This is a genomic window from Nocardia sp. NPDC052566, assembly GCF_044547285.1.
In the GTDB taxonomy this organism is placed as follows: Bacteria; Actinomycetota; Actinomycetes; order Mycobacteriales; family Mycobacteriaceae; genus Nocardia.
Map to the genome: position 1 here is coordinate 93,187 of NZ_JBIUAF010000007.1, position 24,283 is coordinate 117,469.

General features: G+C 68.5%; 26 protein-coding genes. 14 read left to right on the forward strand and 12 right to left on the reverse strand.

Annotation, left to right across the window (positions count from 1 at the left end; all coding sequences use genetic code 11):
• Window positions 1-4 precede the first annotated feature (4 nt).
• On the forward strand, window positions 5-1,333 hold the full coding sequence (locus ACIG5A_RS35070) for a hypothetical protein (protein ID WP_397248187.1): 1,329 nt from the start codon (window positions 5-7) through the stop codon (window positions 1,331-1,333).
• Window positions 1,330-2,112, forward strand: a complete 783-nt coding sequence (locus ACIG5A_RS35075; protein WP_397248189.1) for an alpha/beta fold hydrolase — start codon at window positions 1,330-1,332, stop codon at window positions 2,110-2,112. The genes ACIG5A_RS35070 and ACIG5A_RS35075 overlap by 4 nt, the downstream gene beginning before the upstream one ends.
• A gap of 10 nt (window positions 2,113-2,122) precedes the next feature.
• On the opposite strand, the gene ACIG5A_RS35080 is transcribed toward ACIG5A_RS35075, so the two are convergent.
• Complete coding sequence (locus ACIG5A_RS35080; protein ID WP_397248191.1) at window positions 2,123-2,749, reverse strand: hypothetical protein; 627 nt, start codon at window positions 2,747-2,749, stop codon at window positions 2,123-2,125.
• A gap of 171 nt (window positions 2,750-2,920) precedes the next feature.
• On the opposite strand from ACIG5A_RS35080, the gene ACIG5A_RS35085 reads away from it, so the two are divergent.
• Window positions 2,921-4,885, forward strand: a complete 1,965-nt coding sequence (locus ACIG5A_RS35085; RefSeq protein WP_397248193.1) for a molybdopterin-dependent oxidoreductase — start codon at window positions 2,921-2,923, stop codon at window positions 4,883-4,885.
• Here ACIG5A_RS35085 and ACIG5A_RS35090 read toward each other — a convergent pair.
• Window positions 4,869-5,642, reverse strand: a complete 774-nt coding sequence (locus ACIG5A_RS35090; protein ID WP_397249405.1) for a MerR family transcriptional regulator — start codon at window positions 5,640-5,642, stop codon at window positions 4,869-4,871. The genes ACIG5A_RS35085 and ACIG5A_RS35090 overlap by 17 nt on opposite strands.
• Window positions 5,643-5,704: 62 nt before the next feature.
• On the opposite strand from ACIG5A_RS35090, the gene ACIG5A_RS35095 reads away from it, so the two are divergent.
• The gene (locus ACIG5A_RS35095) at window positions 5,705-6,181 is read left to right on the forward strand and encodes a DUF6194 family protein (RefSeq protein ID WP_397248195.1); all 477 of its coding nucleotides are present in this window, start codon (window positions 5,705-5,707) and stop codon (window positions 6,179-6,181) included.
• 14 nt (window positions 6,182-6,195) lie between these two features.
• Here ACIG5A_RS35095 and ACIG5A_RS35100 read toward each other — a convergent pair whose 3' ends face one another.
• Together ACIG5A_RS35100 and ACIG5A_RS35105 are read right to left on the reverse strand one after the other, a co-directional pair.
• A complete protein-coding gene (locus ACIG5A_RS35100) occupies window positions 6,196-6,717 on the reverse strand; it encodes a L,D-transpeptidase (RefSeq protein WP_397248197.1) in 522 nt (173 codons plus the stop codon).
• A 175-nt stretch (window positions 6,718-6,892) separates the two neighbouring features.
• On the reverse strand, window positions 6,893-7,558 hold the full coding sequence (locus ACIG5A_RS35105; protein WP_397248199.1) for a respiratory nitrate reductase subunit gamma: 666 nt from the start codon (window positions 7,556-7,558) through the stop codon (window positions 6,893-6,895).
• A gap of 259 nt (window positions 7,559-7,817) precedes the next feature.
• Here ACIG5A_RS35105 and ACIG5A_RS35110 point away from each other — a divergent pair, with 259 nt between their 5' ends.
• From ACIG5A_RS35110 to ACIG5A_RS35120, 3 genes are all read left to right on the forward strand, one after another.
• Window positions 7,818-8,699 (forward strand): phosphotransferase, encoded by an 882-nt coding sequence (locus ACIG5A_RS35110; RefSeq protein ID WP_397248201.1) that lies wholly within the window; start codon window positions 7,818-7,820, stop codon window positions 8,697-8,699.
• 179 nt (window positions 8,700-8,878) lie between these two features.
• Window positions 8,879-9,274, forward strand: coding sequence for a hypothetical protein (locus ACIG5A_RS35115; RefSeq protein ID WP_397248203.1), 396 nt, complete (start codon window positions 8,879-8,881; stop codon window positions 9,272-9,274).
• The gene (locus ACIG5A_RS35120; RefSeq protein WP_397248205.1) at window positions 9,274-9,783 is read left to right on the forward strand and encodes a hypothetical protein; all 510 of its coding nucleotides are present in this window, start codon (window positions 9,274-9,276) and stop codon (window positions 9,781-9,783) included. The genes ACIG5A_RS35115 and ACIG5A_RS35120 overlap by 1 nt, the downstream gene beginning before the upstream one ends.
• Before the next feature lie 4 nt (window positions 9,784-9,787).
• On the opposite strand, the gene ACIG5A_RS35125 is transcribed toward ACIG5A_RS35120, so the two are convergent.
• The 8 genes from ACIG5A_RS35125 to ACIG5A_RS35160 form a co-directional block, all read right to left on the reverse strand.
• On the reverse strand, window positions 9,788-10,510 hold the full coding sequence (locus tag ACIG5A_RS35125) for a helix-turn-helix domain-containing protein (protein WP_397248207.1): 723 nt from the start codon (window positions 10,508-10,510) through the stop codon (window positions 9,788-9,790).
• A 135-nt stretch (window positions 10,511-10,645) separates the two neighbouring features.
• Complete coding sequence (locus ACIG5A_RS35130; RefSeq protein ID WP_397248209.1) at window positions 10,646-11,590, reverse strand: hypothetical protein; 945 nt, start codon at window positions 11,588-11,590, stop codon at window positions 10,646-10,648.
• Window positions 11,587-12,783: a hypothetical protein gene (locus ACIG5A_RS35135; RefSeq protein ID WP_397248211.1), complete on the reverse strand. Its 1,197-nt coding sequence runs from the start codon at window positions 12,781-12,783 to the stop codon at window positions 11,587-11,589. The genes ACIG5A_RS35130 and ACIG5A_RS35135 overlap by 4 nt, the downstream gene beginning before the upstream one ends.
• Window positions 12,783-13,427: a hypothetical protein gene (locus ACIG5A_RS35140; RefSeq protein WP_397248213.1), complete on the reverse strand. Its 645-nt coding sequence runs from the start codon at window positions 13,425-13,427 to the stop codon at window positions 12,783-12,785. Before ACIG5A_RS35140 ends, ACIG5A_RS35135 begins: the two co-directional genes overlap by 1 nt.
• Complete coding sequence (locus tag ACIG5A_RS35145; protein WP_397248215.1) at window positions 13,424-14,644, reverse strand: ATP-grasp domain-containing protein; 1,221 nt, start codon at window positions 14,642-14,644, stop codon at window positions 13,424-13,426. The genes ACIG5A_RS35140 and ACIG5A_RS35145 overlap by 4 nt, the downstream gene beginning before the upstream one ends.
• Window positions 14,641-15,585, reverse strand: a complete 945-nt coding sequence (locus ACIG5A_RS35150; protein WP_397248217.1) for a glycosyltransferase family 2 protein — start codon at window positions 15,583-15,585, stop codon at window positions 14,641-14,643. Before ACIG5A_RS35150 ends, ACIG5A_RS35145 begins: the two co-directional genes overlap by 4 nt.
• Window positions 15,579-16,529, reverse strand: coding sequence for an NAD-dependent epimerase/dehydratase family protein (locus ACIG5A_RS35155; RefSeq protein ID WP_397248219.1), 951 nt, complete (start codon window positions 16,527-16,529; stop codon window positions 15,579-15,581). The genes ACIG5A_RS35150 and ACIG5A_RS35155 overlap by 7 nt, the downstream gene beginning before the upstream one ends.
• 161 nt (window positions 16,530-16,690) lie before the next feature.
• Window positions 16,691-17,971 (reverse strand): serine hydrolase domain-containing protein, encoded by a 1,281-nt coding sequence (locus ACIG5A_RS35160; protein WP_397248221.1) that lies wholly within the window; start codon window positions 17,969-17,971, stop codon window positions 16,691-16,693.
• A gap of 205 nt (window positions 17,972-18,176) precedes the next feature.
• Here ACIG5A_RS35160 and ACIG5A_RS35165 point away from each other — a divergent pair, with 205 nt between their 5' ends.
• The 7 genes from ACIG5A_RS35165 to ACIG5A_RS35195 all read left to right on the forward strand — a co-directional run bounded on the left by ACIG5A_RS35165 (window position 18,177) and on the right by ACIG5A_RS35195 (window position 24,278).
• Complete coding sequence (locus ACIG5A_RS35165; protein WP_397248224.1) at window positions 18,177-19,124, forward strand: DMT family transporter; 948 nt, start codon at window positions 18,177-18,179, stop codon at window positions 19,122-19,124.
• Between the two features lie 94 nt (window positions 19,125-19,218).
• Window positions 19,219-19,665, forward strand: a complete 447-nt coding sequence (locus tag ACIG5A_RS35170) for a MarR family winged helix-turn-helix transcriptional regulator (RefSeq protein ID WP_397248226.1) — start codon at window positions 19,219-19,221, stop codon at window positions 19,663-19,665.
• 2 nt (window positions 19,666-19,667) lie between these two features.
• Window positions 19,668-20,090: an organic hydroperoxide resistance protein gene (locus ACIG5A_RS35175; RefSeq protein ID WP_397248228.1), complete on the forward strand. Its 423-nt coding sequence runs from the start codon at window positions 19,668-19,670 to the stop codon at window positions 20,088-20,090.
• 3 nt (window positions 20,091-20,093) lie between these two features.
• Entirely contained in the window at window positions 20,094-21,077 is a 984-nt protein-coding gene (locus ACIG5A_RS35180; RefSeq protein ID WP_397248230.1) for a zinc-binding dehydrogenase, read from the forward strand.
• Window positions 21,078-21,296: 219 nt separating this feature from the next.
• A complete protein-coding gene (locus ACIG5A_RS35185; protein WP_397248232.1) occupies window positions 21,297-22,409 on the forward strand; it encodes an ABC transporter substrate-binding protein in 1,113 nt (370 codons plus the stop codon).
• Between the two features lie 4 nt (window positions 22,410-22,413).
• Window positions 22,414-23,433 carry an ABC transporter permease gene (locus ACIG5A_RS35190; RefSeq protein WP_397248234.1) on the forward strand — a complete coding sequence of 340 codons (1,020 nt, stop codon included), beginning with the start codon at window positions 22,414-22,416 and terminating at the stop codon, window positions 23,431-23,433.
• Complete coding sequence (locus tag ACIG5A_RS35195; RefSeq protein WP_397248236.1) at window positions 23,430-24,278, forward strand: ABC transporter ATP-binding protein; 849 nt, start codon at window positions 23,430-23,432, stop codon at window positions 24,276-24,278. Before ACIG5A_RS35190 ends, ACIG5A_RS35195 begins: the two co-directional genes overlap by 4 nt.
• Window positions 24,279-24,283: the final 5 nt, after the last annotated feature.

Consider the following 24,283-nt stretch of genomic DNA (forward strand, 5'->3'; position numbering starts at 1 on the left):
CGCAATGAGCGACACATTGACCCCGGCCGCCGAACCGGCGGTGACGGGCACCTACCAGCAGTCCGGTACCTTCCTGCACTCCTCCGCGGGCGCGCACGCCGACAAGCTCATGCCCGTGCTGGACAAGTATCCGGTGAGCGCCGCCGACGTGGCACTGCGGCTGCCGCCGAACCGCGCGCTCAACCCGAGCTGCTTCTATCCCGAGACCACGCCGACGGTGGTGCAGCGGATGAACCTCGACGACGACCTCGCGGACCATCTGGCGCGCCAATTGCGGTGTCAGGCAGTCATTCAGGAGAGTTTCGCGGAAGCATCGATCGGCAACTACTTCCCGTTGTCGACCATGTTCGAGAACTGCGTGCTGTTCATCCCCTCGGCCAAGCGCTTCTACGACCTGAACCAGGACATCGTCTACGACCACTTCCCCGAGGTGGAGACGGCGGTGGTGAACGCCTTCGTGGTCACCGCGAACAAGCGGTCCTATGGCACGCACGCGGCAAGCGGTATCGCGCTGCAGATCCCGTCGCTGGTGAAGAAGCAGCTCGGATTCCCGACCGAGTACCGCAGCTTCCACACCGCGCTGACCCCGACGCCGCTGGACCGGCAGCCCTTCGTGATCTTCGAAGAGGCCGAGGTCGAGGCGCCGAACCTGCAGTTCGTCTACGAGAAGATGCTCGAATACGGCCTGGACGCCGCGGAGAAGGCCGCGGTCGACAAGGCGCTGTACCTGTTCCTCGAGGGCAAGCTGTCCGAGATCGACCTGCCGACCGTGCGCGACTTCCTGATGGCGAAGTACTGGTCCAAGCGCTACGCCGAGACACCGTCACCCGGCTACTACTGCGACTCCAGGGTCGGTGACGCGCTGGTGTTCGACAACTACCGCGCGCACGGCGACGGTACGCTGCCGAGTTCGCCGAAGGACCGGCTGACCATCGACTTCCGCTGCTTCAACAAGGTGCACTACCCGCCGGGCATGACCGGCGGCCTCGACTTCATCGTCGATCCGGACGAGCGGAACTACCAGATCAGGCGCAAGCGCGCCTCGCTCGAATTCCTGCTCGCCACACTGGGTTACGAGAACATCGACGAGTTCCTGCGGCTGGTGTTCGGCAGCAGGCACAACGAGAACATCAATCCGTTCGGACTGATGACAGATCTCCAGTTCGGTGTGTATAACAAGTCCGAGTACCACCTTTTGGACCAGAACCTCGATGACCATTACGAGCGCGTCGAGCGCGTGTACGAGCAGATCGAGAAGGATGGGGAGTTCGTGCTCCCGAGCCACGCCAAGGCGATGCTCGACGCGCTGTACAGCGAAGGACCCGCAGTATGAGCCGTACCGTCGAAACGAGCTATCTCGTACAGGAGTGGTTCCGGATCGCCAAACTTCCCCATGATCCGGCCACCAAGGATTTCCTGAACCGATGCCAATCGCACACCGTCGAGGTCGGCGGGAAGTTCTTCAAGTACTACCAGAGCGGTAGCGGCCCGACGGTACTGCTCGTGCACGGTATCCGCAGCAACCTCGGCAGTATGGCGGCGATCGCCGACAGCCTGCTCGAATCGAACTATCAGGTGGTGCTTTTCGACGCGCCCGCGCACGGCGAGGCGCTCGGCACGTCCACCGATCCGATCGAGGTGCGCGAGGTGATTCGCGCGATCGCCGCCCAGTTCCCCGAGCTGCGCGCGGTGGTCGGGCATTCACTCGGCGCCATGTGGTCGGTGGGCGCGTGGCATCACGGCTTGCGCGCGCGGGCGTTCGTCGCGATCTCGGCGCCCGCGTCCATGCGGTTCATCGTCGACAAGATGGCCGATTTCTATCCGATGGCCGACGGTCAGCTCGAAGAGCTGCGCGCGGAGATCGAGCACCGGCTCGGCGCACAGGTGTGGTCGGAGTTCTCGCCGTCGGAGGTCGCCGCGGAGATCGATGTGCCCGGCCTGATCGTCCACGGCGCGAAGGACGATTACGTGACGCCGGACAATGCCGAGGTGATCCATGCGAGCTGGCCGGGATCCAGCGTCGAGTTGATCGACGGCGCGGATCATTTCGGCATCGTCCGATCGCCGGACGTGCTGAAGCTCATCGCCGCCCATCTGGCGGCGGTGCAGTAGGCGAAGCAGGTCAGACGGCCCCTTGCCGCAGCCGGTGCCCGACCTCCGTGGCGGGCAGGGGGTTCGGCTCGGCGCGCGAATCCGTCTGCAGGAAGGTCAATTCCACGACGGCGGGGCCGATGATGGTGGCGTGGCACTCCTGCGCGCCGAACGCGCGCGCCAGGTAGGTGGTGCGGTTCTCCCAATCGGCGGGGCACTGCCCGGCCAGCATGCGCACCTGCACCCGATCCGCCGCGCGCCCGATCTCCACGTTCAGCCGCCGCGGCACCTCGGCGTCGCCGTCGATGGTGATGATCAGGTGGCAGGCGCCGAGCAGCCGGGCCCAGCGGCGGCTGTAGCGCCACCAGGGCAGGAACCTGGTCCGCGCGCGCCGAGATACCCATCGGTCGAACATCTTCGGCAGTACCGCGCGCCAGAGCGTCAGCGTCGCAAGGAGAACCCCCACGATCACGGCGCCCCACAGCCAGCCGACGAGCACACCGACCGTTACCGCGATGGCGAGCGGCACCGAGACCATCGGGAACAATGCCGCCCACCACAGCATCGCCACCACGCCGATCACGAGCCACCACATCGCATTACGGGCAGGCAACCGAGTCCAATCGAACGGATCACGCGCGTTGCTCTTCGTGGTCATGACCGCCTCCCTTCGGGCAGGCACTTCGGCTGCGCCTGTGCTGGAGCCGTCAGCGCCACAGAACAAGTCGGTCACATATAAGCATCGCCTAACCTCATACCGGGCGGCAACCGTGTCCTGCATGTCGCAGGCCGAACACGCCGGGTGAATCCCGGTTCTAGGATCGTGATCATGAAGGTTCTCGGCGCGTGCCCACTCGACTGCCCCGACGCCTGCTCGTGGGTAGTGACCGTGAGCGACGGCGCCGCCGTGCAGTTGCGCGGCAACAAGGAGCATCCGGTCACCAGGGGCGCACTGTGCGTGAAGGTGAACAGGTATCTCGAACAGCTCGACTCACCGGATCGGATCCGCTATCCGATGCGCAGGGTCGGGCGCAAGGGCGAGGGGAAATTCGAGCGGATCAGCTGGGACGAGGCGCTCGACGAGATCGCCGAGCGGCTCACCGGTGTCATCGCCGAACACGGCGGTGAGGCGATCTGGCCGTTCCACGGCACCGGCAGCCTCGGATACATCCAGGGGCAGGAGGGCTATGCCGGGCGGCGGCTGTTCAACTCGCTCGGGGCCAGCCTGCACGAGGTGACGATCTGCTCCATCGCGGGCACCACGGGGCTGCGCTACACGCTCGGCACCGCGGGCGGGATGGATCCGGAGGATTTCGCCAAGTCGAAGCTGATCATCCTGTGGGGTACCAATCCGCTGACCTCCGGACATCACCTGTGGAAGTTCATCCAGGACAGCGGCGCGTACACGGTGGCCATCGATCCGGTGCGCAGTCGCACCGCCGAGCGCTGTGACGAACATCTCGCGCCGCTGCCCGGCACCGACGCCGCGCTCGCGATGGGGCTGCTCAACGTCATCGTCGGCCTCGGTGCGGAGGACACCGAGTTCATCGCCGAGCAGACCGTCGGCTGGCCCGAATTCCGGGACCGGATCGCGGAATTCACCCCGGAGCGGGTGGCCGGGATCACCGGGCTGCCGGTCGAGCAGATCGTCGCGCTGGGTGAGCGGATCGCCACCACCAGGCCGACCGCCATTCGCGCGTCGCAGGGCATGCAGCGGCACGCGGGCGGGGGAATGGCGTTGCGCGTGCTCGCCTGCCTGCCCGGCGTCACCGGCGACTGGGCGATTCCCGGTGGTGGACTGCACTATTCGACCAGCGGGCACTACCGGCTCGATGATGCCGAGTTGCAGCGGATGGATCTGCTGCCGCATCCGGTGCGCACGCTGTCCATGACCAGAATGGGCGAGGCGCTGCTGACCACCGACGATCCGCCGGTGCATGCGCTGTTCGTGATCGCGGCCAACCCGGTCGGCTCGAATCCGGACCAGTCGAAGGTGATCGAGGGCCTGTCCAGGGAAGACCTGTTCACCGTTGTGCTGGAACACTTCCCGACCGATACCGTCGACTACGCCGATATCGTGCTACCCGCCACCATGCAGCCCGAACACCTCGACGTGATCGCGGGCTACGGCCATCTGTATCTGGTGTGGAACGAACCCGCGGTCGCGCCACCCGGTGAATGCCTGTCCACCACAGAGACTTTCCGCCGGCTCGCCCAGCGCATGGGGTTGACCGAGCCCGCGCTGTACGACTCGGACGAGGAACTGGCCAGGCAGCTGCTGAAGGGCCACGACATCGACCGCCTGCGGGCCGAGGGGTTCCTCAAGGTCGAGCCGGGGCCGGTGCCCGCGGGCAAACTGGAATTCGTCTCGGCGCGCGCCGCCGCGGATGGCCACGATCCGCTGCCTACCTACACCCCGCCCGCCGATCCCGGCGACGGCCTGGTGCTGATTTCGGCCGCCTCGCACTACTTCCTGAACAGCACCTTCGGTGCCAACCCCGAATTGCGCCGCCGCGCAGGGGAATCCAAGATCGCCATCCACCCCGAGGACGCCGCCGCCCGCGGCATCGCCGATGGGGCGCCGATCCTCGTATCCAACGCGCGCGGCAGCTTCGAGGCCTTCGCCGAGGTGTCCGACCGCGTCCGCCCCGGCGTCGCCGCCACCCCCAAGGGCCGCTGGGCCAAGCACAACAACGGCGCCACCGCCAATATCACCATCGCCGAACGCGACTCGGACTTCGGCGGCGGCGCGGTCTTCCACGACAACCGGGTGCAGATCACGCTGCGCGGATAGCGACGGCTCGGGTTCGGCCGAGGAGACTCGGATCAGGTGATCGGGCGTCGGCCGCGCCGACCACGGCGCTGAGTGCCGCGGCGCCGTCGAGTAGTGCGCCGGCGCGGGCGGTGATGTTCGCGTCGCGGGCCGCCAGTGCGGAGTGGAGGTCCCCGGCGCCGTCCGCGTGCCGCAACTGCGGAATTACCGTGCGCAAATGCTCGATTCGATATCCCGCTTTGCGGAGTTGATGGACGATGCGGACGTCGCGGACCTGGGTCGGTGTGTAGCGGCGCGCTCCCTGGGCGGTGCGTTCGGGGCGGACGAGTCCTTCGATATCCCAGTGCCGCAGGGTCGACGGCCGGACGCCGAGCGCCTCGGCGAGTTCGGCGATGGTCATCGCATCGGCGCTGTGCACGGCCTCGATCGGCTCGGCGGAGATGGCGTCGGCGGCCCGTTGGGCGTGCCGGAGTTCGACGCGTTCGGTGTGCAGGCGGGCGTGTACCGCGTCGAGCATGGCGAGTGCTTCGTCGATCGCGCCGGTGTGGACAGTACGCAGGATCCGCTTGGCCTCGGTGGGGCCGGTGCCCGCGGCGAGCGCCCGGTAGGCGAGCGCCGAGTGCAGGTGGATCTCGCCATAGCTCCGGTGGCCGGTGGCGGTGCGGGTCGCCGGGGGCAGTACACCGTCGCGTTCCAGGTTGCGCACCTGCTGCACGGAGTACCCGGCGGCGCGTGCGATATCCACCGTGCGCTTCACCCGCGACTTGAGGTTTTTCACGAAGATCTCCTGGTAGATCCGGCTCAAGTCCACACAAGCACTTGAATGAGACGCTGGAATCTATGACGATAGAGGAAATCATCGACTTGATCGCGGGACTCGACGGCGTGCTCACCTTGCGCCCGGCGCCCGGTGACGGCTCGCCGGAGATCAGCTGGGGCGACGCGTTCTTCTACTACGCACCCGACGGTGTCGTCCCGACCACGCGGCAACCCTTCGCCACCATCGTGACGAAGGACTATCCCGACGACCGGAGCTCACGCCTGGACCGGCCGGACACCTTCCGCGTGAACATCGCCGCGGGCAAGGAGGCGTTCGTCGAACGGCTCGGCCGCGCGCCGCGCGAGCAGGCGGCCGACGAGGTGGATGCGGGCACCGCCGACGCCGTTATCGCGCATCCCGTCTACGGCGGCGCGGGCTGGCTTGCCGTGGTGAATCCGGGGCCACGCACCGGCGAGGTGCTTCGCGACCTACTGCGCACGGCGCACGACCGGGCACGTTCCAGCTATCGGCGCGGTGCCGAAGTCCGGCCGCGCTGATCGGAATTCGCCGATCAGACGACGACTTCCACCACGTCGCCGGGGGACAGGTGGTGGAAGGTCCGCTCGGCGCCCTCGGGGGTCATCCTGATACAGCCGTGGGATTGTTCCTCGATGGGGCCGATGTGGGTGGCGATATCGCCGTTGAAGAAGACGGCCCATTTCATCGGGACGTTGTGCAGTGTGCTCCAGTGGTCTTCGCGTTTGAACGCGACGCGGAAATTGCCGGGCGGTGTTTCGTAACCGGGCCTGCCGTGCGAGATCGGGGTGGGGCCATAAGTCGCCTTGCCGTCTTCCATCAGCCAGCCCTCATTGGTGGACAGGCGTAGGCAGAACCGCGCTTTCGCCGAACACGGCGCGATCGGTGCGGGTGGCGGCGGTGGCGGCGGGATGATGGCGGGCAGACCGGGAATGTCCGGGCCGCCCGGCCATAGTGGCGCCGCCGGTGCGGGCGCCGCCATCGCCACGCCCGCCGCGGCGATGGCGGCGAGTGCTGCGGATCGAGCTGTCCAGTTGCGTAATTGCTTGCTGCTCATGACGTTTCCAGCCTCTCGACAAGGCGAGGCATCGGATGACGCCGAAGTGCCTGCCGTCAGGTGCGAAGCGGGACCGTCGGTATCGCCATCGTCAGACTCGGGTAACCCTTGATCGTACTGTCCGGCAGTATGTTTCAGGAGCTGATCAACGAAACCGGTACGGGCCAGGCGCTGGTCACGCCGAGGGGAGCAGGCGGGGGCGGGCCGCCCGCGGCATCAGGGAGCGGCGAAGCAGCCGCAGCGCGGGCACCGCGAAGGTGCCTGCCAGGCGGGTGTAGGGCCAGATTCCGATGAGTAGCAGCAGGATCAGCGCGCGGGCCTGATAGATGAACGGCGCGTCCCGCATGGCCTCCTTGTTCGGATGCAGCACGAGCAGGGAGCGGAACCAGGTGAACAGCGTCTCGGCGGTGCGGTAGTGGATATCGGTGGAGTTCGGATCGAATTCGATGATGACGGCCGTGGCCAGGCAGGCGAGCAGTACCGGCAGCGTCAGGCGGTCGACCGGGGTCACCGCCGGGCGCGGGCCCGCCGCGATCAGCGGCGGGATGAGCAGCAGCCCGGCGCCGATCGTCGCGAGCGGTAGCGCGATCATCTGGGCGACGGACAGCGCGACGTGGGGCGCGCCCTCCGGTTTGGTATGCGGTCCCGTGGTGAATATTTCGACGATGCGCGTGGTGAGTACCAGCCCGACGCCCGCCCGGAACAGCATCAGCCCGAGCCGCTGCGCCTCGTCCACGTAGGGGTCGGCGCGGAATCGGTCATGGCGGAATCGCCACACGTGGCCGAGGACGAATGAGAGAAAGGCGCTGTAGGGCAGGAAGATCCATAACAGGTACGTCATGTTCCGACTTCCTTGTCAGTTCCGTTCTTCCAGGCGCACCACTCTCGCAGGGACATCGACGACGGAAAAGAGCCGAAAGACTCCGATCCGTCGATCGGCTGTCCGAACCGGTCGACCAGTATGCGTGCAGCCTCCGATCGACCCGAGATGGTCGCGCGGGAAAGCTTATCGGTGCGATTGCCGCACTCGGTTGGCTACCATGAAACTTTATTGTTTCGTGGCTAATTCGCTTTGGCGGTGCCGAATGACTGTGCAGCCGATGAACAATGGCAGCTGGCCGGTAATGCGTGCGGCCTGCTCGACCGCGGGTGTCGAAGCAACAGGCGCGCAACCGATCCGCGACGGTCACGGCGACTATCGCCTACCCGGCGGCGTGCTGGCCAGGGTCGGCAGGCCGGGACAGCAGCGTGCGGCGCGTCATGCGGTCGAGGTCGCCAGGTGGCTGGAATCGGCCGGCGTCGATGCGGCGCGGGTGGTGCCCGAGGTGCGCCAGCCGATCACCGTCGACGGTCGTGCGGTGACCTTCTGGCGCGAGCCGCCGCCGCATCGGCCCGCCACGCCCGCCGAGGTGGCCGTGGCGCTGGCCCGGCTGCATCGGGTGCCGCCGCCGACCGGGTTCGCGCTCGGCACGCTCACCCCGCTGGTCCGGCTCGCGGAGAGCATCGATGCCGCCGATTCGGTGTGTGCGGCCGATCGTGACTGGCTCCGTGGGCATTTGGCGGAGCTGTGCGGTCGCTGGACGGCGCTGCCCGCCGGGTTGCCGTGGTCGGTCGTGCACGGCGCGCCGCGCTGCGGGAGCGTCGTCGTCACCGAGGACGGCACGGCGATCCTGCTCGATCTGGAGCAGATGTCGTTCGGGCCGCCGGAGTGGGATCTGGTGCATGCGGCGATCGAGTGCTGGTCGCTCGCCCGGATCAGTGCCGCGCAGTACGCCGAGTTCTGTCGCGGCTACGGCCGCGACGTCATGCGCTGGGACGGCTTCTATCTACTGCGCGATATCCGGGAGTTCCGGATGACCACGCTCGCCGTGTGCGCGGCCGCGACGCATCCCGGCTATCAGCGCCAGGCGCTGCGCAGGCTGGCGTGTATTCGCGGCGACGAAGGGCCGCGGCCGTGGGACGGCTGGACGGAGCTGACGTGACAGGGTTCTTACTATCTGAATGCGGATTGTGGCGGCGGTCACTGCCGCCGCGAGTGTTATCAGCTGGCGCTATAAACCCTCGCTAGCTGATATTTTCCTGGCAATTCCCGACTGGAAGCGTAGGGCTTATGTCAGATCATCTACTATGTAACTCAGTAGATAGAGAGGCAATGACGCCCATGACACAACATGTACGGACGAAAACCAGGACCTTCGCGCTGATCGTCGGCGCGCTCACCGCGGGCGCACTGGCCGAGGCCGGAGTCGCCACGGCCGAGCCGTCGGCGCGCTCCGGCAGCTCGACCAGCTCCGGATACTCGACCAGCGACGGCGACCGCGATCAGACCGGCATGCACAGCATCGATCCCTTCGGCTTCCACCACAGCGAGAACGATCCGCGGCTGGAAGCGCAGCATCAGGACGCCCAGCGCGACTACTTCCGCGACCAGAACCAGCGTCAGGCCGCCGACACCGGGCTCGGCGGCGGCGCGGGCGCCGCGACCTGGGCCAGGGTGCCGCGCCCCGACGGCGACGGTTGGACCGTATGCCGTCCGCAGGCGAGCTGGTGTGGCTGATGCTACGACCGAAACACACGAAAGCACTGACCCTGCTTGCGATTACCGCGCTGCTCGGGAGTGGTATCGCCGTCGGCGCCGGTGCGGCGGGCGCGGGCACCGTCGCGGGCTGCCTCTGGGCGGGCGCCACCCACGCCCAGGGGGCGACGGTCACCGCGGGCGGCTGGAACTTCCGCTGCGGTACCGACGATCGCGGTGCGCCGTACTGGTTCCGCGGCGCCGCGGTGAAACAGCCGAGTACCGTGCCGAATCCGGGTTCGTACGCCGCTCCCGCCGGCCGCTTCAGCGCCGGTGCGCGCCAGCCGGGCACCGCGTACAACGACTACTGCGTCGGCAGTCAGCTGATCGAGGGCACCGAGGACGTCTACCAGGTCATGTCCGATGGCCGCGGCGCGCTGTTTTGGAAGGCCGCGGCGCCGATCTCGCACTGGAGCTTCGACAACGACGCCGAGCGTCCCGCCCCGACCTGGCGCACCGTTGGCCTCTGCTACGACGGCAACCTGACCTGATCGGTCATTTCGTCGGCTGCAGCGTGTACATCCACCAGGGCCGGTAAGGGAATTCGAAGGTCAGCACGGACATCGACATGGTGCGGAACCCCTTGCGCAGTGGGTCGAGGATCAGCGCGGGCGGGCGATCCACCTCGGCGGGCGGAATCTCGGTGTTCCACATCCGCTCCCACTCGGGCGCCTTACGGCACGCGCGCACGATGTCCTCCCAGCGTTCGGCCGGGACCAGCCCCGGTGACATGATCCGGAAGGCGTTGACCATCAGGTGCGCCTCGCGATCCCACTGGCCGAGTATGTCTTTCGCGCGTGGATCGAGCATCGTCCACTGGAGTATGTTGCCGCCGGGCTCGAGCCCGCGAAATGTTCTGCGGTAGGCATAGTTCGCGGCGACCAGGTCGAACGAGGGGACGCTCTGATACCAGGCGGGGAACGGAAGGTTGTCCAGGAAGGCGAGATCCGTGGACTGCGGCACCTGCGGTCCGTCGCCGAGCGCGGTGATGAACAGGCTCTGCCTGGTGAGCGCGACGATGTGATCGCGGTAGGCGAACGGTACGCACAGCGCGTCGAACAGCGCGTGCAGTGTATCCGGTGCCGGCAGGCGCGCGCCCTCCTCGAAATCCGCTACGAGCGTCGGCGATACGCCACCGGCCTTGGTGGCCAGTTCGGCAACGGTCAGCCCGGCCGCGGTGCGGCGCTCCCGGAGATACCGTCCGATCGGCGGACGCATGGAACTCCTCCTTGCTGATAGTGGGTCTCGTACGGCGCGTGCCGGTTCCGGAAACGACGTGCTCACACGATCAGAATATGGAGAACACGGTGTGCGCCCATCACATTCCGATCACTCCGGCACCATCGCAGCTACTCATCGCGGCGGCACCGCGACGGCGTAGCGGGGCAGTAGCCGACAGCCGAGCCGCGCCTTGACGTCGTCGAGCCCCTTGCCCCAGACGAGCCCGTGCTTCTCGGCGGCGATCGCCCACCCGACGGTGCGGCGGAAGCCGTCGAAGTACAGGTGCTTGCGGCCGCCCTCGGTGGCGGGCAGCGCGCCCCAGTAGTGCGCGAGCGGCCAGCTCGGATGATCGAGGATGGTGAACGCCGCCACCAGGTTTCGCTCGGTGTCGCGGTAGTACACCGCGCGCACTTCGGGATCGGCCAGCAGCGTGCGCAGCCACGCGTCGGACATGCGCGGCGTGCGCCCAGGGCCGTTGTACTTCGCTTCGGTCCTGCGGATCAGGCCGATCAGCTGATCGGCGTCGAGCTCGTTCGCCGGTCCGCTCGCCGCGACGAGGCCGGTGTCGCGCGCCAGCGCTCGTGCGCCCTTGCGCAGGCTCTTTCGCCGATTCGCGGTCAGCGTGCGCAGCCAGCCCGCCTCGTTCGGCCATTCGATCGGCATGACCGCGAGCGGATGCACCGCGCGGGTCAACCGGATACCCGTGAAGGCGTCGGCCTGCTCGCCGTCGAGTTCGCGCCACAGGGTGCCGAGCGTCGCGTACCGGAACCGGGCGAGCAGCCCGCGGCCGAGCGCGCCGAAAAGTTCGGTCTGCCTTGCCGAGTCGGCGACCCACCAGCCGGGCTGACCGGTACTGCCCGGCGCGATGACATGGACGACACCGAGGCGCCATCGCGCCGTCGCCATGGCGACGAGATCGGCGCCGTCGTGCACCGCGGCGATGCCGAGCCGCGGCCCCGCGGCGGCCAATGTCTCCCACGCCCAGGTCGCGCGGAGTCCGGCCGAATCGCGAAGTGGTTGCCACCACGGCGGTTCCGGATCGCGGCGCGGATCGAGGACCTCGGTCTGCAAACTCATGCGCGCCTCCTCAGGCGGGGCAGGGTCGATGCCGCGAGCACGGTGTAGGAGGCGACGAGCGCGAAAAGCGCCGCGGGCGGACCGTGTGCGGGCACCAGCAGCGCGGCGAGCACCGCGACCGCGGCGAATTGCGTTGCGGCGGCGGTGGCCGCGAGGATCAGTTCACGGTCGCCGGTGTTCTCCATGACGAACAGCGCCAGGCTCACCGCCGCGTGCAGCGGGATCTCGAAGGCGAGCAGCAGCACGAGAACCGCGATGCCCGAGACCGCTGGACCGTTGCGGAACAGGGCGGCGGCGATCGCGCAGCCGGTGAGCCCGGCGATCGATACGGCGAGCAGCAGCCTGCGCGTGAGCGCGCGGCCGGTGCGCGCGCCGGCGCCGCGCAGGCGCACCGACGACGCGGGCTGGTAGACGCGTAGTAGGTACAGCGTGCCCGCGCCGATGACGCTCGACACCAGCAGCGCGAGATAGAGCGTCGCGCTGCCGTCGCGCCGACCGCTCACCGCGAGCGCCACATAGAGCACGCCGACGCCCGCCGCACCGAGCGGCTCGTACAGGCCGAGCAGCAGTTCGGACCGCACGATCGCGGCGGTGGGCGTGCGCGGCGCCGCCGCGACGGTGATGCCGCGCATCGACAAGGCCGCGACGACCAGTGTGCTCACCGCGGCGGCGAGTACCGCGCCCACCGGCGAGAACCCGGACGACGCAACGGCGGTCGCCGCCGCGGGCAGCAGGACCGCGAGCAACAGGAACCCCTGGCTGTCCCTGAGGGGCCTGCCGGTAGCGCGGTGTACCGCGACCGCCACCCCGAGCAGCCCGAGCCCGGCGCTCCACAGCGCGGCGAGCGGATAGATCACCGCGGGCGAACCGGCCATGGCGGCGGTGCCCGCCGCGGCGAGCAGCACCGGCACGCTCGCGGTCAGCAGCGCGGTGCGCACCACCGCCCCCGCGAGGCGCGGCAGCCGCGGCACCAGCTTCAGTACTGTCTTCTCCGGCCCCGAACTCAGTAGCGCCAGCCATGCCGTCGCACCGACGGCGCCGGCGTAGACGGCGAACCGCTCCGTGCCCCAGATCGCCAGCAGCGCAAGGGCCGTCGCGTGATAGGCGATCCGGAATGTCCCGCGCCCCGCGAGCAGCGACAGGACCGTGCCTGCCCTGGGCACGGTCATCGGCGCGCTGGCGGCAGCCACCATCAGCGGCGCCGCGCGGGTGCGCGCCGGCGCAGGCCCGCGCCGAGGCGATGCCACAGCCGGTCGGGCGCCGCGATGATCGCCGCGGCGATCAGCAGGTGGACGGCGATGAACACCAGCGCCTCGGTCCGGCCGGCGATATGGCCGAGGAAGACGGTGATGTGATCGGCCCAGTCCCACCGCTCGGCGATCGGGTCGCCGCGCAGCAGCTGGAACGCCAGATCCTCGATGCCGGACAGCATCACGAGGATGCCCGCGTAGCTGACCCGGCGCGCCGTCGCGGGCGGTGCGCCGCCGAGCCGGAGCATGAGCGCGAGCGAAAGGATCAGCAGCGGGACGAGCAGCCGCATCCAGGCGTAGTGCCGTTCGAGGTCGTTGTCCATCGCGGCGGCGAAGATCTTCGGCACCAGGAAGCAGAACACCACGGCGAACGCGCCGAGCGCGGCCAGTTCGGGCAGCCTGCCGCGCCAGAACCACTGCGGCCGCAGGCTCGCGATGGTCTCGGTCGCGAAGACGAAGGGGACGAGCGAGGCAAGCAGCGTCCAGAGGTTGTCGACGTCGTGCTCGCGCCCGGACACCTGCCAGACGATGCCCGCCGAGACCACCGCGAGCGTGGCGAGTATCGCGGTGCGCACGGCGGGGTTCATGCCGCACCGGTGAGGTCGAATCGCACTGTCGCGCGGACCGTCTCGGCGGCAGCGGCGGCCTGATCCGGACGGTCGGCGACGACGACGAAGTGGCCGAGTTTGTTCGCCGCGGTGTGATACGGCCGCACCGGCTGCCCGGCGCCGGTGAACAGGGTCAGCTGCACCAGTTCCGGCACCTCGGCGGCGGCGTCGAGCCCGTGCACCCCGGTGAGCACGCCCGCGCGTTCGGCGTAGAGGACCTCGGATATCGCGGCGCGCGACCGGGTGGGGGTAACCGCGGCCGGTTCGCCGGTGGCGGCGGCGATGGCGGCCGCGACGGTGTCGACGCCGTAGGCGTGCTCGACCAGCTCGCCGAGGCCGTTGCCGCCGACCCTGGCGCCCATCTCGATCAGATGTATCCGGCCGTCCGGATCGATGAGCAGATCGATGGTCAACGGCCCACGCGCGTAGCCGAGTTCGGCGACGACCGCGTCGAGCATCGCGCGCAGTTCGCGATGCGGGCCCTGGTCGAGATCGGCGGGCACGCGGTGCGTGGTGGTCACGAAATACGGTGCCGCCGTGAGTGTTCGCGCGCTGACCCCGACGAAGGCGATCCGTCCCCGATCCACGAACGCCTCCGCGCTGTAGTGCCGCCCGCTGAGCAATTCCTCCACGATCACCCCTCCGTCGTTGGCGTAGTGCGCCGCGCCGCGCGCCGCGAGCGCGACCTCGGCGGCGGTGACACAGATCCGGATGCCGCGGCTGCTCTGCGCGTCGAGCGGTTTCACCAGCACCGGAAAGCGCAGGGCGGTCGCCCGCGTCGACAACTCCGGATCGGGACGGCCTGCGACGTAGCCGTATCCGGTGAAGCCGAGCCGATCGCAGGCGGCGCGAAAAGCGGATTTGTCCTGCGATGCCGTCACCACCGGTAGCGGCGGCGGATCGGGTAGTCGCCACCGCATGGCAAGCGCGCGCTGCGCGGATAGACCGGTGTCACTGGCCGGTGACAGCACCCCGACGATCCGCGTCTCCGGTGAACTGTCTTGGCGGGCAGCGAGTTCGGCGGCGATGCGCTCCGGATCGCGAATGCTGGCGTGCACGAACGCGTCGGCGAGCGGTCTGGCCACCGCGTCCTGGCGGCGGTCGACACAGATGGTGCGGTAACCGAGTTCGCGTGCCCGGCGATAGGTGGACACCGCGCCGTCCGCGCCGCCGAGGATCACCAGCGTGCCGATCACCGTGCACCGCCGCCGATCCGGTTGTGCCCGAGGTGCAGCCGATCGGATTCGTCGATGGCCAGGTCGGATTCGCGGACGTAGTACAGCGCCGGTCCGCCGCGACCGGCGGCCATCGCCGAATAGCGCAGCAGCAGAGCCACGCTCGGCAGCGTGACCAGGTACGCGAACAGCAGCACCGCCAGCGCGGCGGCCGACCCGATGACGCCGAACAGCACGAGTGCCGCGCACGCGGCGAGCATGCCCGCGCACAGCAGGATCGTCGCGCCGGTGGCCGGCGCCGTCGAATGCCCGACGTACAGGTCGAGCGCGTGCCCGGCCAGCCGGGCGACGGTGAACTTGGAGGTACCGGCTCGGCGGGCCCGGTGCGCGGTGCGCACCGTGACGTAGCGGTCGGTGATCCTGGGCAGGGTGGCCAGGAAATACGGTGCCGGACGCCGCAATTCGACGACACGACGGGCGATTCCGGTGCGCACCAGCCGAAACGAGGTGGCGCCCTGCGGCAGTTCGATACCGAGCAGTCGTCGCGCGATCCAGCCGGAAACCGCCGAACCCCAACGGCGCGACCACGGATCGGCCCGCTGGTCACGCACGCCGAATACCGCGTCGACTCGTTCGGCGGCCGCGGCGATGAGCCGGTGCGCCTCGGCGGGATGGCTCTGCAGATCCGCGTCGATGTGCAGGACCCACGCCTTCGACGCGTACTTGTAACCCGCGGCGAACGCGGCCTCGAAGCCGAACCGGCGGGCGAACGAAAGATAGTGCACCCGGTGGTCGTTGGCGGCCAGTTGCTGCACGAGCGCGAGCGTCGCGTCGGTGCTGCCGTCGTCGACGAAGACGATCTCCAGATCGTGCCCGCCGAGTTCGCCGGTGATGGCGTGGTAGGCCGCGTCGACGTTGTCCTCCTCGTCGAGGCACGGCACGACAACGGTGAGGCTCAACATAGGGAGACGGATACGGTCTGCGGGCTCCAGTGCTCGCCGCTGGTCTCGATGAACCACTCGATCGTGCGCCGCATGCCTTCGGCCAGCGGCAGCAGCGATTCCGGATCGATGCCGACGGCGGTGAGCGTCGACGGATCGGCGCGCACCGTGGCGCCCGGCTCCTCACCGGGGCGCATCGGCAGGCTCACGATCGGGACGCGGGGATAGCCGAGCTCGACGCACTGGTCGATGATCAGTTCGGCGACCGACCTGATCGTCTGCGACGTCGCGGGCCCGACCTCGACCACCTCGTCGGGCACCGTGCCGCGCTCGGCCGTCTCCAGCGCCGAAACCAGTGCGCGCGCAACGTCGCCCACCCACACCATGTCCGACTGCTGCACGCCGCCGCCGTAGAGTTCGACGGGCCAGCCCGACAGGGCGCGGCAGATCACCGCGGGGGTGAACTTGCGCACCTTGCCCGCGCCGAACGGCGCCGCCGCGGTCTGGCGCGGACCGTAGGCGTTGACCACGCGCACATTGGCGACCTTGGTGCCGCGATACGCGTTGAACATGTGCACGAACCGTTCGACGGCGGTCTTGGATATCGAATAGCTGTTGTTCATCCAGTGATTGCCGACGCAGATGTAGACGCCGGGCAGATCATATTGCGCCACCGCCTCCAGGAAGTTCAGTCCGCCACTGAGATTGGTCTCCGCGGCGGGCTGCGGCCTGCTGATCGTTTCCTGGGTCCCGAGTACCGCGGCGAGATGGATGATGCCCTCGCAATGCGCGGCGAGTTCGGTCATGGCCGTCGCGTCGCGGATATCGCCGAGCATGATCTCGTAGGGCGGGGTGCCCGCGCGGCGGCGGTGGTCGAAGATCACCGGCTCGTGACCTCGTCGGGCGAGTTCTTCGCAAACGTACGAGCCGATGAATCCCGACCCGCCAGTGACCCCAACCCTCATCTGTCGCCTGCCTTGCGCTATTTCCGGCTACCCGCCGGTTATGCCGACACAGGGGCGGTTCGTGGTCGCATATGTCGGATTTTCCCGTTCTTATCAGTGCAGTTTAGGCAGCGTGTCATGGCCGGGAAGCCATGATTCACGGGGGCAATAGGCAAGGGGGATTAACGGATGCCGGGGGTGGCCGGATCGGGGCCGGCGCAGCCCAGAATGAAGCAGCCGGGCGGCCAATTCGCGAAGGGCGCCGACATCGGCCTGCCCAAGCAGGACAGCGGAGTACAGCCGGGGTAGACCGAGGGGCCAAGGCCGAGCGCGGCGAGCGTGGCCGTCGGGTTGATCATCATCGGGTCGGTCAGCGTGGTGTCCGGGCCCTGTACATGCGGTGGCGCCGGGTCGAGCCGCGGTACGCGGAAGGAGGCGCCGACGGCGCTGAGCACATCGTGCGGAAAGCTCACCGCGCCACCGGGAACGGTGATTCCGGTCCAGCTGACCAGCAGGCCGAGACTCGGCACGATGAAGTTGTCCTGGCGCATCATCCCCGACATCATCACCGCGTCCGACGGCAGGCCGGGGAAGATGCTCTCGCATCCCGGCCCGTTCACCACGAAGAGGAAGCCGTAGCACGGGTTGGCGGGCGCCGGTGTCGTCGCCATCTCCAGGTATCGGGTCGAGATGATCTGATTGCCTTGCCACGCACCATGATCGGCGATGAGCAGGCCGAGCTTCGCGAAATTCTTGGGCGGCATCAGCAGGTGTGCGTACCCGTAGGTGTTGCCGCTGCGATCGCGTCCCCAGAAGTAGTCGGAGCGCTTGATGCCCAACGGATCGAACAACTTTCGCTGCGCGTACGCCTGGAAGTCCTCGCCGACCGCCTGCTGTACGATGTACGCGATCAGGTCGACACCGCGCTGGCTGTAGCGCCATTCGATGCCCTGCTGCTGATCGATCGGTGTCGCCAGCGCCTGTGCGACCACGTTCGAGTCGAGCTGAGCCAGGCCGGTGATGCCCTCGGACACGATGGCGACCTGCATGCCCGCCGTCTCGTTGAGCAAGCTGCGCAAGGTGATCGCACGATGCGCCGCGTCGCCGACCCCGGCGGGCAGATGTCTGCCGATCGGTTCGTCGACGTCGAGGCGCCCCTCGTCGGAGGCGATGCCGGTGACCATGGCGACCACACTCTTGGTGCTGCTCCATAGGTTCCACGGGATACCGCCCGCCGAGTCGTTGTTCTGCCCGGTCGCCACCAGGCAGTTGTTGCGGAATATCTGGAGCGTGAACCGGGTCGGATCGGCCGCGAAGGTGGCCGCCGCGCGCAATGCGACGGGATCGAGCCCCACCTCCTCCGGCGCCGCCGTCTGCGGGCTGCGCCCGCTGCTCACCTCGCACTGCTTCAGTGCGCCCGTATCCGCGTGTCCCGCACCCGCCATGGCTATCCCGGTCACCATTAAGGCTATTGTGATCGCTACCACCGCAATGCTTTTCACGCTATGACGCACCCTCTGATCCACTCCCGACGAATACAGTTGGCACATCGGGGAACCGCCGACCGCGGTTACTGTCCGGTATGCCCCAACTTGTTGGGGCCTCAGCTCGTGGGGCGTGGCCGAAATCCGCCTGACTTCGCGGCGGCCGTGCTCTAGCGTGCGGTGAATGGTGGAAGGTATTCGGTCCGGCGATCGACTAGCCGTGGTCGCGGCGGTCATTTCGGTCGTGCTGTGGGCCTCGGCGTTCGTGTTCATTCGTGCCGCGGGACAAGACTTCTCGCCGGGAGCGCTGGCGCTCGGGCGATTGCTGACCGGTGCGATCGCGCTGGTCGCGATCCTGCTCGTCAAGCGGGAGGGGCTGCCGCCGCGCGCCGCGTGGCCGGGCATCCTGGTCTCCGGCGTCCTGTGGTTCGGCGTCTACATGGTTGCCTTGAACTGGGGCGAGCAGCACGTCGACGCGGGCACCGCGGCGATGGTGATCAACATCGGACCGGTGCTGATCGCGGTGCTCGGCGGATGGTTTCTGCGCGAAGGGTTTCCGGCCCGGCTGATGGCGGGCATCGCGGTGTCGTTCAGCGGCGCGATCGTGGTTGGTCTGTCGAACTCCGGCGGCGGCAACGCGGCGGTGCTCGGCGTCGTGCTCTGCCTGATCGCGGCGGCGACCTGGGCGATCTCGGTGGTGGCGCAGAAACCGGCGCTGGCGCACGCGTCCGCGTTGCAGGTGACGACCTGCGGCTGTGTCATCGGCACGGTCGCCTGCCTGCCGTTCTCGGGTCAGCTCATCGGCCAGGTCGCCGAGGCGCCGGTGTCCTCGACGCTGAGCGTGGTGTACCTGGGCGTCTTCCCGACCGCGCTGGCCTTCACGACGTGGGCCTACGCGCTGGCCCGCACGACCGCGGGAAAGATGGGCGTGACGACCTATGTGGTTCCGGCGCTGGTCGTGCTGATGGCCTGGCTCGCGCTCGACGAGGTGCCGACCCCGCTGGCCGTGGTCGGCGGCCTGCTGTGCCTGAGCGGCGTGGCGATCACCAGGTCCGGCGGGCCCGCGAAACCCGAACCCGAGCTCGTCGACGCTCAGGTCGACGCGGTGGCGGACGGGTCGACGCGCGGCTGATTTCGCGCTCTGTTGATTTCACGACGTACGGGTGTGGCGCGAAGCATTCCCAACAAGATTGTGCACAATATAGTTGTCCGTTATTGTATTGAGTGTGACCGATCATCTCACCCTCGACGAGCAGCTGTGCTTTCCGCTGTACGCGGCGTCCAGGGCGATGACGGCGGTCTACCGCCCGCTGCTGGAACGCCTCGGGCTGACCTACCCGCAATACCTGGTCATGCTGGCGCTGTGGGAACGCGACGACCGCAGCGTCGGTGATCTCTGTGCCGCGCTCGCGCTCGATTCCGGGACGCTGTCGCCGCTGCTCAAGCGGCTGGCGGCGGCCGGATTGATCGAGCGCAACCGCTCGGCCGCCGACGAACGCCGCGTCGATATCCAGCTCACCGACCGCGGACGTGCGCTGCGGGCCGAGGCACGCGGCATCCCCGGGTGCATGGTCGAGGCCACCGGCCTCTCGGCGGACGACGCGGCGACGCTGCGCGACATCCTCCGGCGCATGACCGAATCGCTCACGTCCCACCCGATCGAAAGGAAGTAGATATGAAGGTCCTCTACACCGCCGAAGCGCTCTCCACCGGCGACGGCCGCAACGGCAACGCCCGCGCCACCGACGGCAAGCTCGACGTGACGCTGGCCTCGCCCAAGGAGATGGGCGGCAGCGGCGAAGGCACCAACCCGGAGCAGCTGTTCGCCGCGGGCTATGCGGCCTGCTTCCATTCGGCGCTGCGCCTGGTCGGCAAGGCGGCCAAGGCGAACGTCGACGATTCCGCCGTCGGCTCGAAGGTCAGCCTCGGCCAGAACGACGCGGGCGGCTTCCAGCTCGCCGTCACGCTCGAGATCTCGCTGCCGCACGTGGCCGCCGACGAGGCGCGGGCGCTGGTGGACAAGGCGCACCAGGTGTGCCCGTACTCCAACGCCACCCGCGGCAATATCGACGTCGACCTCGTCCTCGCGGAGGACTGAACCGTGCGCGCGGTAGTCATCGAACGGTTCGGCGAGCCCACCGAGGTGCTCGCGGTCGCGGAGCGCCCGACGCCGGAACCGGGTCCCGGTGAGGTGCGTATCGCGCTGATCCTGGCACCGATTCACAATCACGATCTGGCGATCGTGCGCGGCGTGTACGGCTACAAGCCGCCGCTGCCCGCGATTCCGGGCACCGAGGCGGTCGGCCGGATCGACGCCGTCGGTCCCGGCGTGACGGATATCGCTGTCGGACAGCGGGTCAGCGTTTCCGGTATCAACGCGGCGTGGGCCGAGTACTTCCTCGCGAAGGCGGCACAGGTGGTGCCGCTGCCGGATTCGATCTCCGATGACACCGCGGCGCAGTTGCTGTCCATGCCGCTCAGCGCGCTCATGCTGCTGGAGGATCTGCGTGTATCGGAGGGCGACTGGATCGCGATCAACGCCGCCAACGGCGCGGTCGGCCGTCTGGTGAACGTGCTCGCCCGGCAGCGCGGGGTCAACGTGCTGAATCTGGTTCGCGGACCGGCGTCGGTGAAAGCGCTACTGGCGCAGGGCTTCGACGAGGTCGTCGACACCGAGACCGCCGACTGGTTCGACCGCGCGGCCGAACTCACCTCCGGCGCACCGATCATTCGCGCCGTGGATCAGGTGAGCGGGCGCGGCGCGGGTGATCTGCTGTCGCTGCTCGCACCGAACGGTGAGCTGATCTCGTTCGGCGCGCTGTCCGGGCAGCCACTCACCATCAACCCTGGCGACCTGATCTTCAAACAGGCCGTCGTCAAGGGTTTCTGGGGCGCCAAGCGTGCCGAGAACACGGGCAAGGACGAGCTGCGCAGGCTGATCGGTGAGCTGGTCGGGCTCGCGGCACGGGGCGCGCTGCGTCTCGACGTCGAGGCCACCTTCGGGCTGGAATCCGCCGCCGAGGCCGCCGCCGCGAGCGAAAGCCGGGGCCGCAGTGCCAAGATCGTGCTTGCCCCGAAGCAGTGAGTGCCGAAGCAGTGCGTACAGGGCAGTAGCACTGAGCAGTACCGAGAGGCCGGCCGCGCACCGCGGTCGGCCTCTAGGCGTCGGTGGAGTTGTGTTCGCGGTGACGCGAACCCTGTCGCCGCGGAATTCGTCCTGCGAATCTTGACGCCGACCACAGTGCGATCCGGCCTGCGCCGGACCGTTCCTGTGACCGAGCGGTACAAGAGAGGCATTCCATCGATGGCAAGCGACAACGAACCACTCAAGTCGAGTTCGGCTGTCCCCGAACCCGATCCCGTGGATCCGGACGAGACCGATGATCTCGAGGCGCCGGTCGAACCGGAGGCGCCCGCGCTGTCGCGGCGCAAGCTGTTCGCCGGGGCCGGCGTCGCCGCCGCCGTGGTTGCCGGTGGCGGATTGGCCGCCTGGCTCACCGTCCGGCGGACCCCGGGTGCGGGAAATGTCAGCCGCGCGTTGAAGATCGGGTACGGCGGCGATGTCTGCGAGGCGCCGCTGTATGTCGCGTACGAGCAGAAGATCTTCGAGAAGTACGGGCTGAATGTCGAGATCATCAAGACCGGTGGCGCGGCGATCAAGGACGCGGTCGGCGCTGGCAAGCTCGACGCGGCGCCCGGCATCTTCTTCTCCTGGCTGAAGCCGATCGAGCAGGGCATCGACGCCAAACTGGCCGCGGGCCTGCACGAGGGCTGCCTGCGCATCGTTGTGCCGACCGACAGCCCGATCAAATCCGTTGCCGACCTGCGTAACAAGCCGATCGGGGTCGGCGCGATCGGCAACTCGGCGATGTCGTTCTTCTCCCTCGACCTGCTCGACGCCGGTCTCAACCCGGCCGAGGATGTCGACTGGCGGGTGTTCGACGGCGATCAGCTGCCCGATGCGCTCGCCCGCGGTGAGATCGTCGCGATCGCGGCGAGCGACCCCACCGCGCTGCTGCCGACGCTGAAGGGCAAGGCGCGCGAGCTGACCAACAACAGTCACGGCGCCAACCGGCAGCTGTACTGCTGCGCGACCGCCATCAACGGCACACTGCTGCGCGAGGATCCCGAAACCGCGCGGAAACTGGTCACGGCCTGGGCGGAGGGGAGTCGCTGGGCCGGCGCGAACATCGCGCAGACGGCGGCCATCGAGGTCGACAAGAAGTATGTCGCCGCGGAGCGCGATGTCATCGAATCGATTCTGAAGACCTATGGATACAACCCGTCGGCGGCCAAGCTCAAGGGCGAAATCACCCCTGGCATCGCGAAATTCGCCAAGACCGGCTACCTCGACCGCAAGACCGATCCGCAGGCGCTGGCCGACAAGGTCTATGTGGACCTCGGCCTGAACTGGTGAGCGCGTGACGACAACCGTTGATACCGAGCCGATCCGGCCCTCGGTGCGGGAGACCCCCGCCGCCGCGCCGGTTCGGCGCTATCCACCGACGCTCGGCTTCGTCGCGGCATGGGCGCTGTGGGCGCTCACCGCCGCGGTGACGCTGCTCGTACCGGACGAATTGCAGGTCGCCGCGCCGCTCGCGATCGGGGTGGTGTTCTCCGCGCTGACCGTGGCACTGGCCGCCTGGGCGCTGTACGCCTACCGGAATCGGGAAGCGACGCTGCGGCTCCGGCACTGGACGCCCTGGCTCGCCGCGTCCGCGGTCTGGTTCCTGTTCTGGGAGTACAGCACCGCGAAGACCGGCTGGCTGCCACCGCCGCACTTCGCCTCGCCGCAGCAGATGCTGCTCGTGTTCTACAGCGACGCGGGCATTCTCGCGTCGAGCACCTGGCATTCGCTGCTGTTGCTGCTCACCGGATTCGCCATCGGCGCGGTCGCGGGTCTCGGCACCGGCATTGCGCTCGGCTGGTCGAAACTCGCGTCGTACTGGGGCAATCCGGTGCTGCAGACCGTCGGGCCGGTGCCCGCCGCGACCTGGCTGCCCGTGGTGCTCGTGCTGTTTCCGACCACCTACAGCGGCAGCATCTTCATGGTCGCGTTCGGGGTGTGGTTCCCGGTGGCGGCGCTGACCAGGGTCGGCATCGCCGGGGTGGCCCGCGGATATTTCGATGTCGCACAGACACTCGGCGCGTCCAAGCAGTTCCTGATCTGGCGGGTCGCGGTGCCCGGTGCGCTGCCGAGCATCTTCACCGGCATCTTCATGGGCCTCGGCGCCTCGCTCGCGGCGCTGGCGGTGGCGGAGCTGCTCGGGGTGAAAGACGGTCTCGGCTGGTACATCCAGTGGACCAAGGGCTGGGCGGCCTACCCGAGGATGTACGCGGCGATCGTGATCATGATCGTGGTCTGCCGCACCCTGATGGTGGTGCTGTTCCGTGTCCGCAATCGGGTGCTGGCCTGGGAGAAGGATTTGGTGCGCTGGTGAGCACGGAGATTCGGGGCAGCGCGATCGAGATCGACGCGGTATCCCATCAATTCGCGGTCGCGGGTCCACGCAAGCGCGGTCTCGGCGACCTGCTGCTCGGCAGACCGGCGCCGACACCGACGCGCGCACAGGAATTGGGGCGCCTGCGCGTGCTCACCAACGTGTCGCTGCGGATCGAGGCGGGCGAATTCGTCGCGCTGCTCGGACCGTCGGGCTGCGGTAAGTCGACGCTGCTGCGGATGCTCGCCGGGCTCGACCGGCCCTCGCGCGGTGCGCTTTCCGTCGACGGCGCGCCCGTCATCGGGCCGGATCCGCACCGCGCGTTGATGTTCCAGGATCCGACGCTGTTCCCGTGGCGCACCGTCGCGCAGAACGTCGCGCTCGGCCCGCAGGCAAGGGGCACGCTGGCCGCCGACCGGGACCGGGTGGCGCGAGCGCTGGAACTGGTCGGGCTAGCGGAATTCCACGACGCGTATCCGGCGCAGCTGTCCGGCGGTATGGCGCAGCGCGTCGCGCTGGCCAGGGCGCTGGTCAACCGGCCTCGGCTGTTCCTGCTCGACGAGCCGCTCGGCAAGCTCGACGCGCTCACCAGGGCCACGCTGCAGACGGAGATCGCGCGGCTGTGGCAGCGGGACGGATTCACCGCGGTGCTGGTCACCCACGACGTCGACGAGGCGCTGCGGCTGGCCGACCGCGTGGTGGTGTTCTCCCCGCGGCCCGGAAAGGTGTTGCAGGACTTGCGGATCGACGCGCCGCGCCCGCGCGATCACGATCATCCCGAATACCTGCGGCTGCGCAGGGCGATCCTGGCGCTGCTCGGCGAGCAGGGGCGGGCCGTCGCATGAGCGGG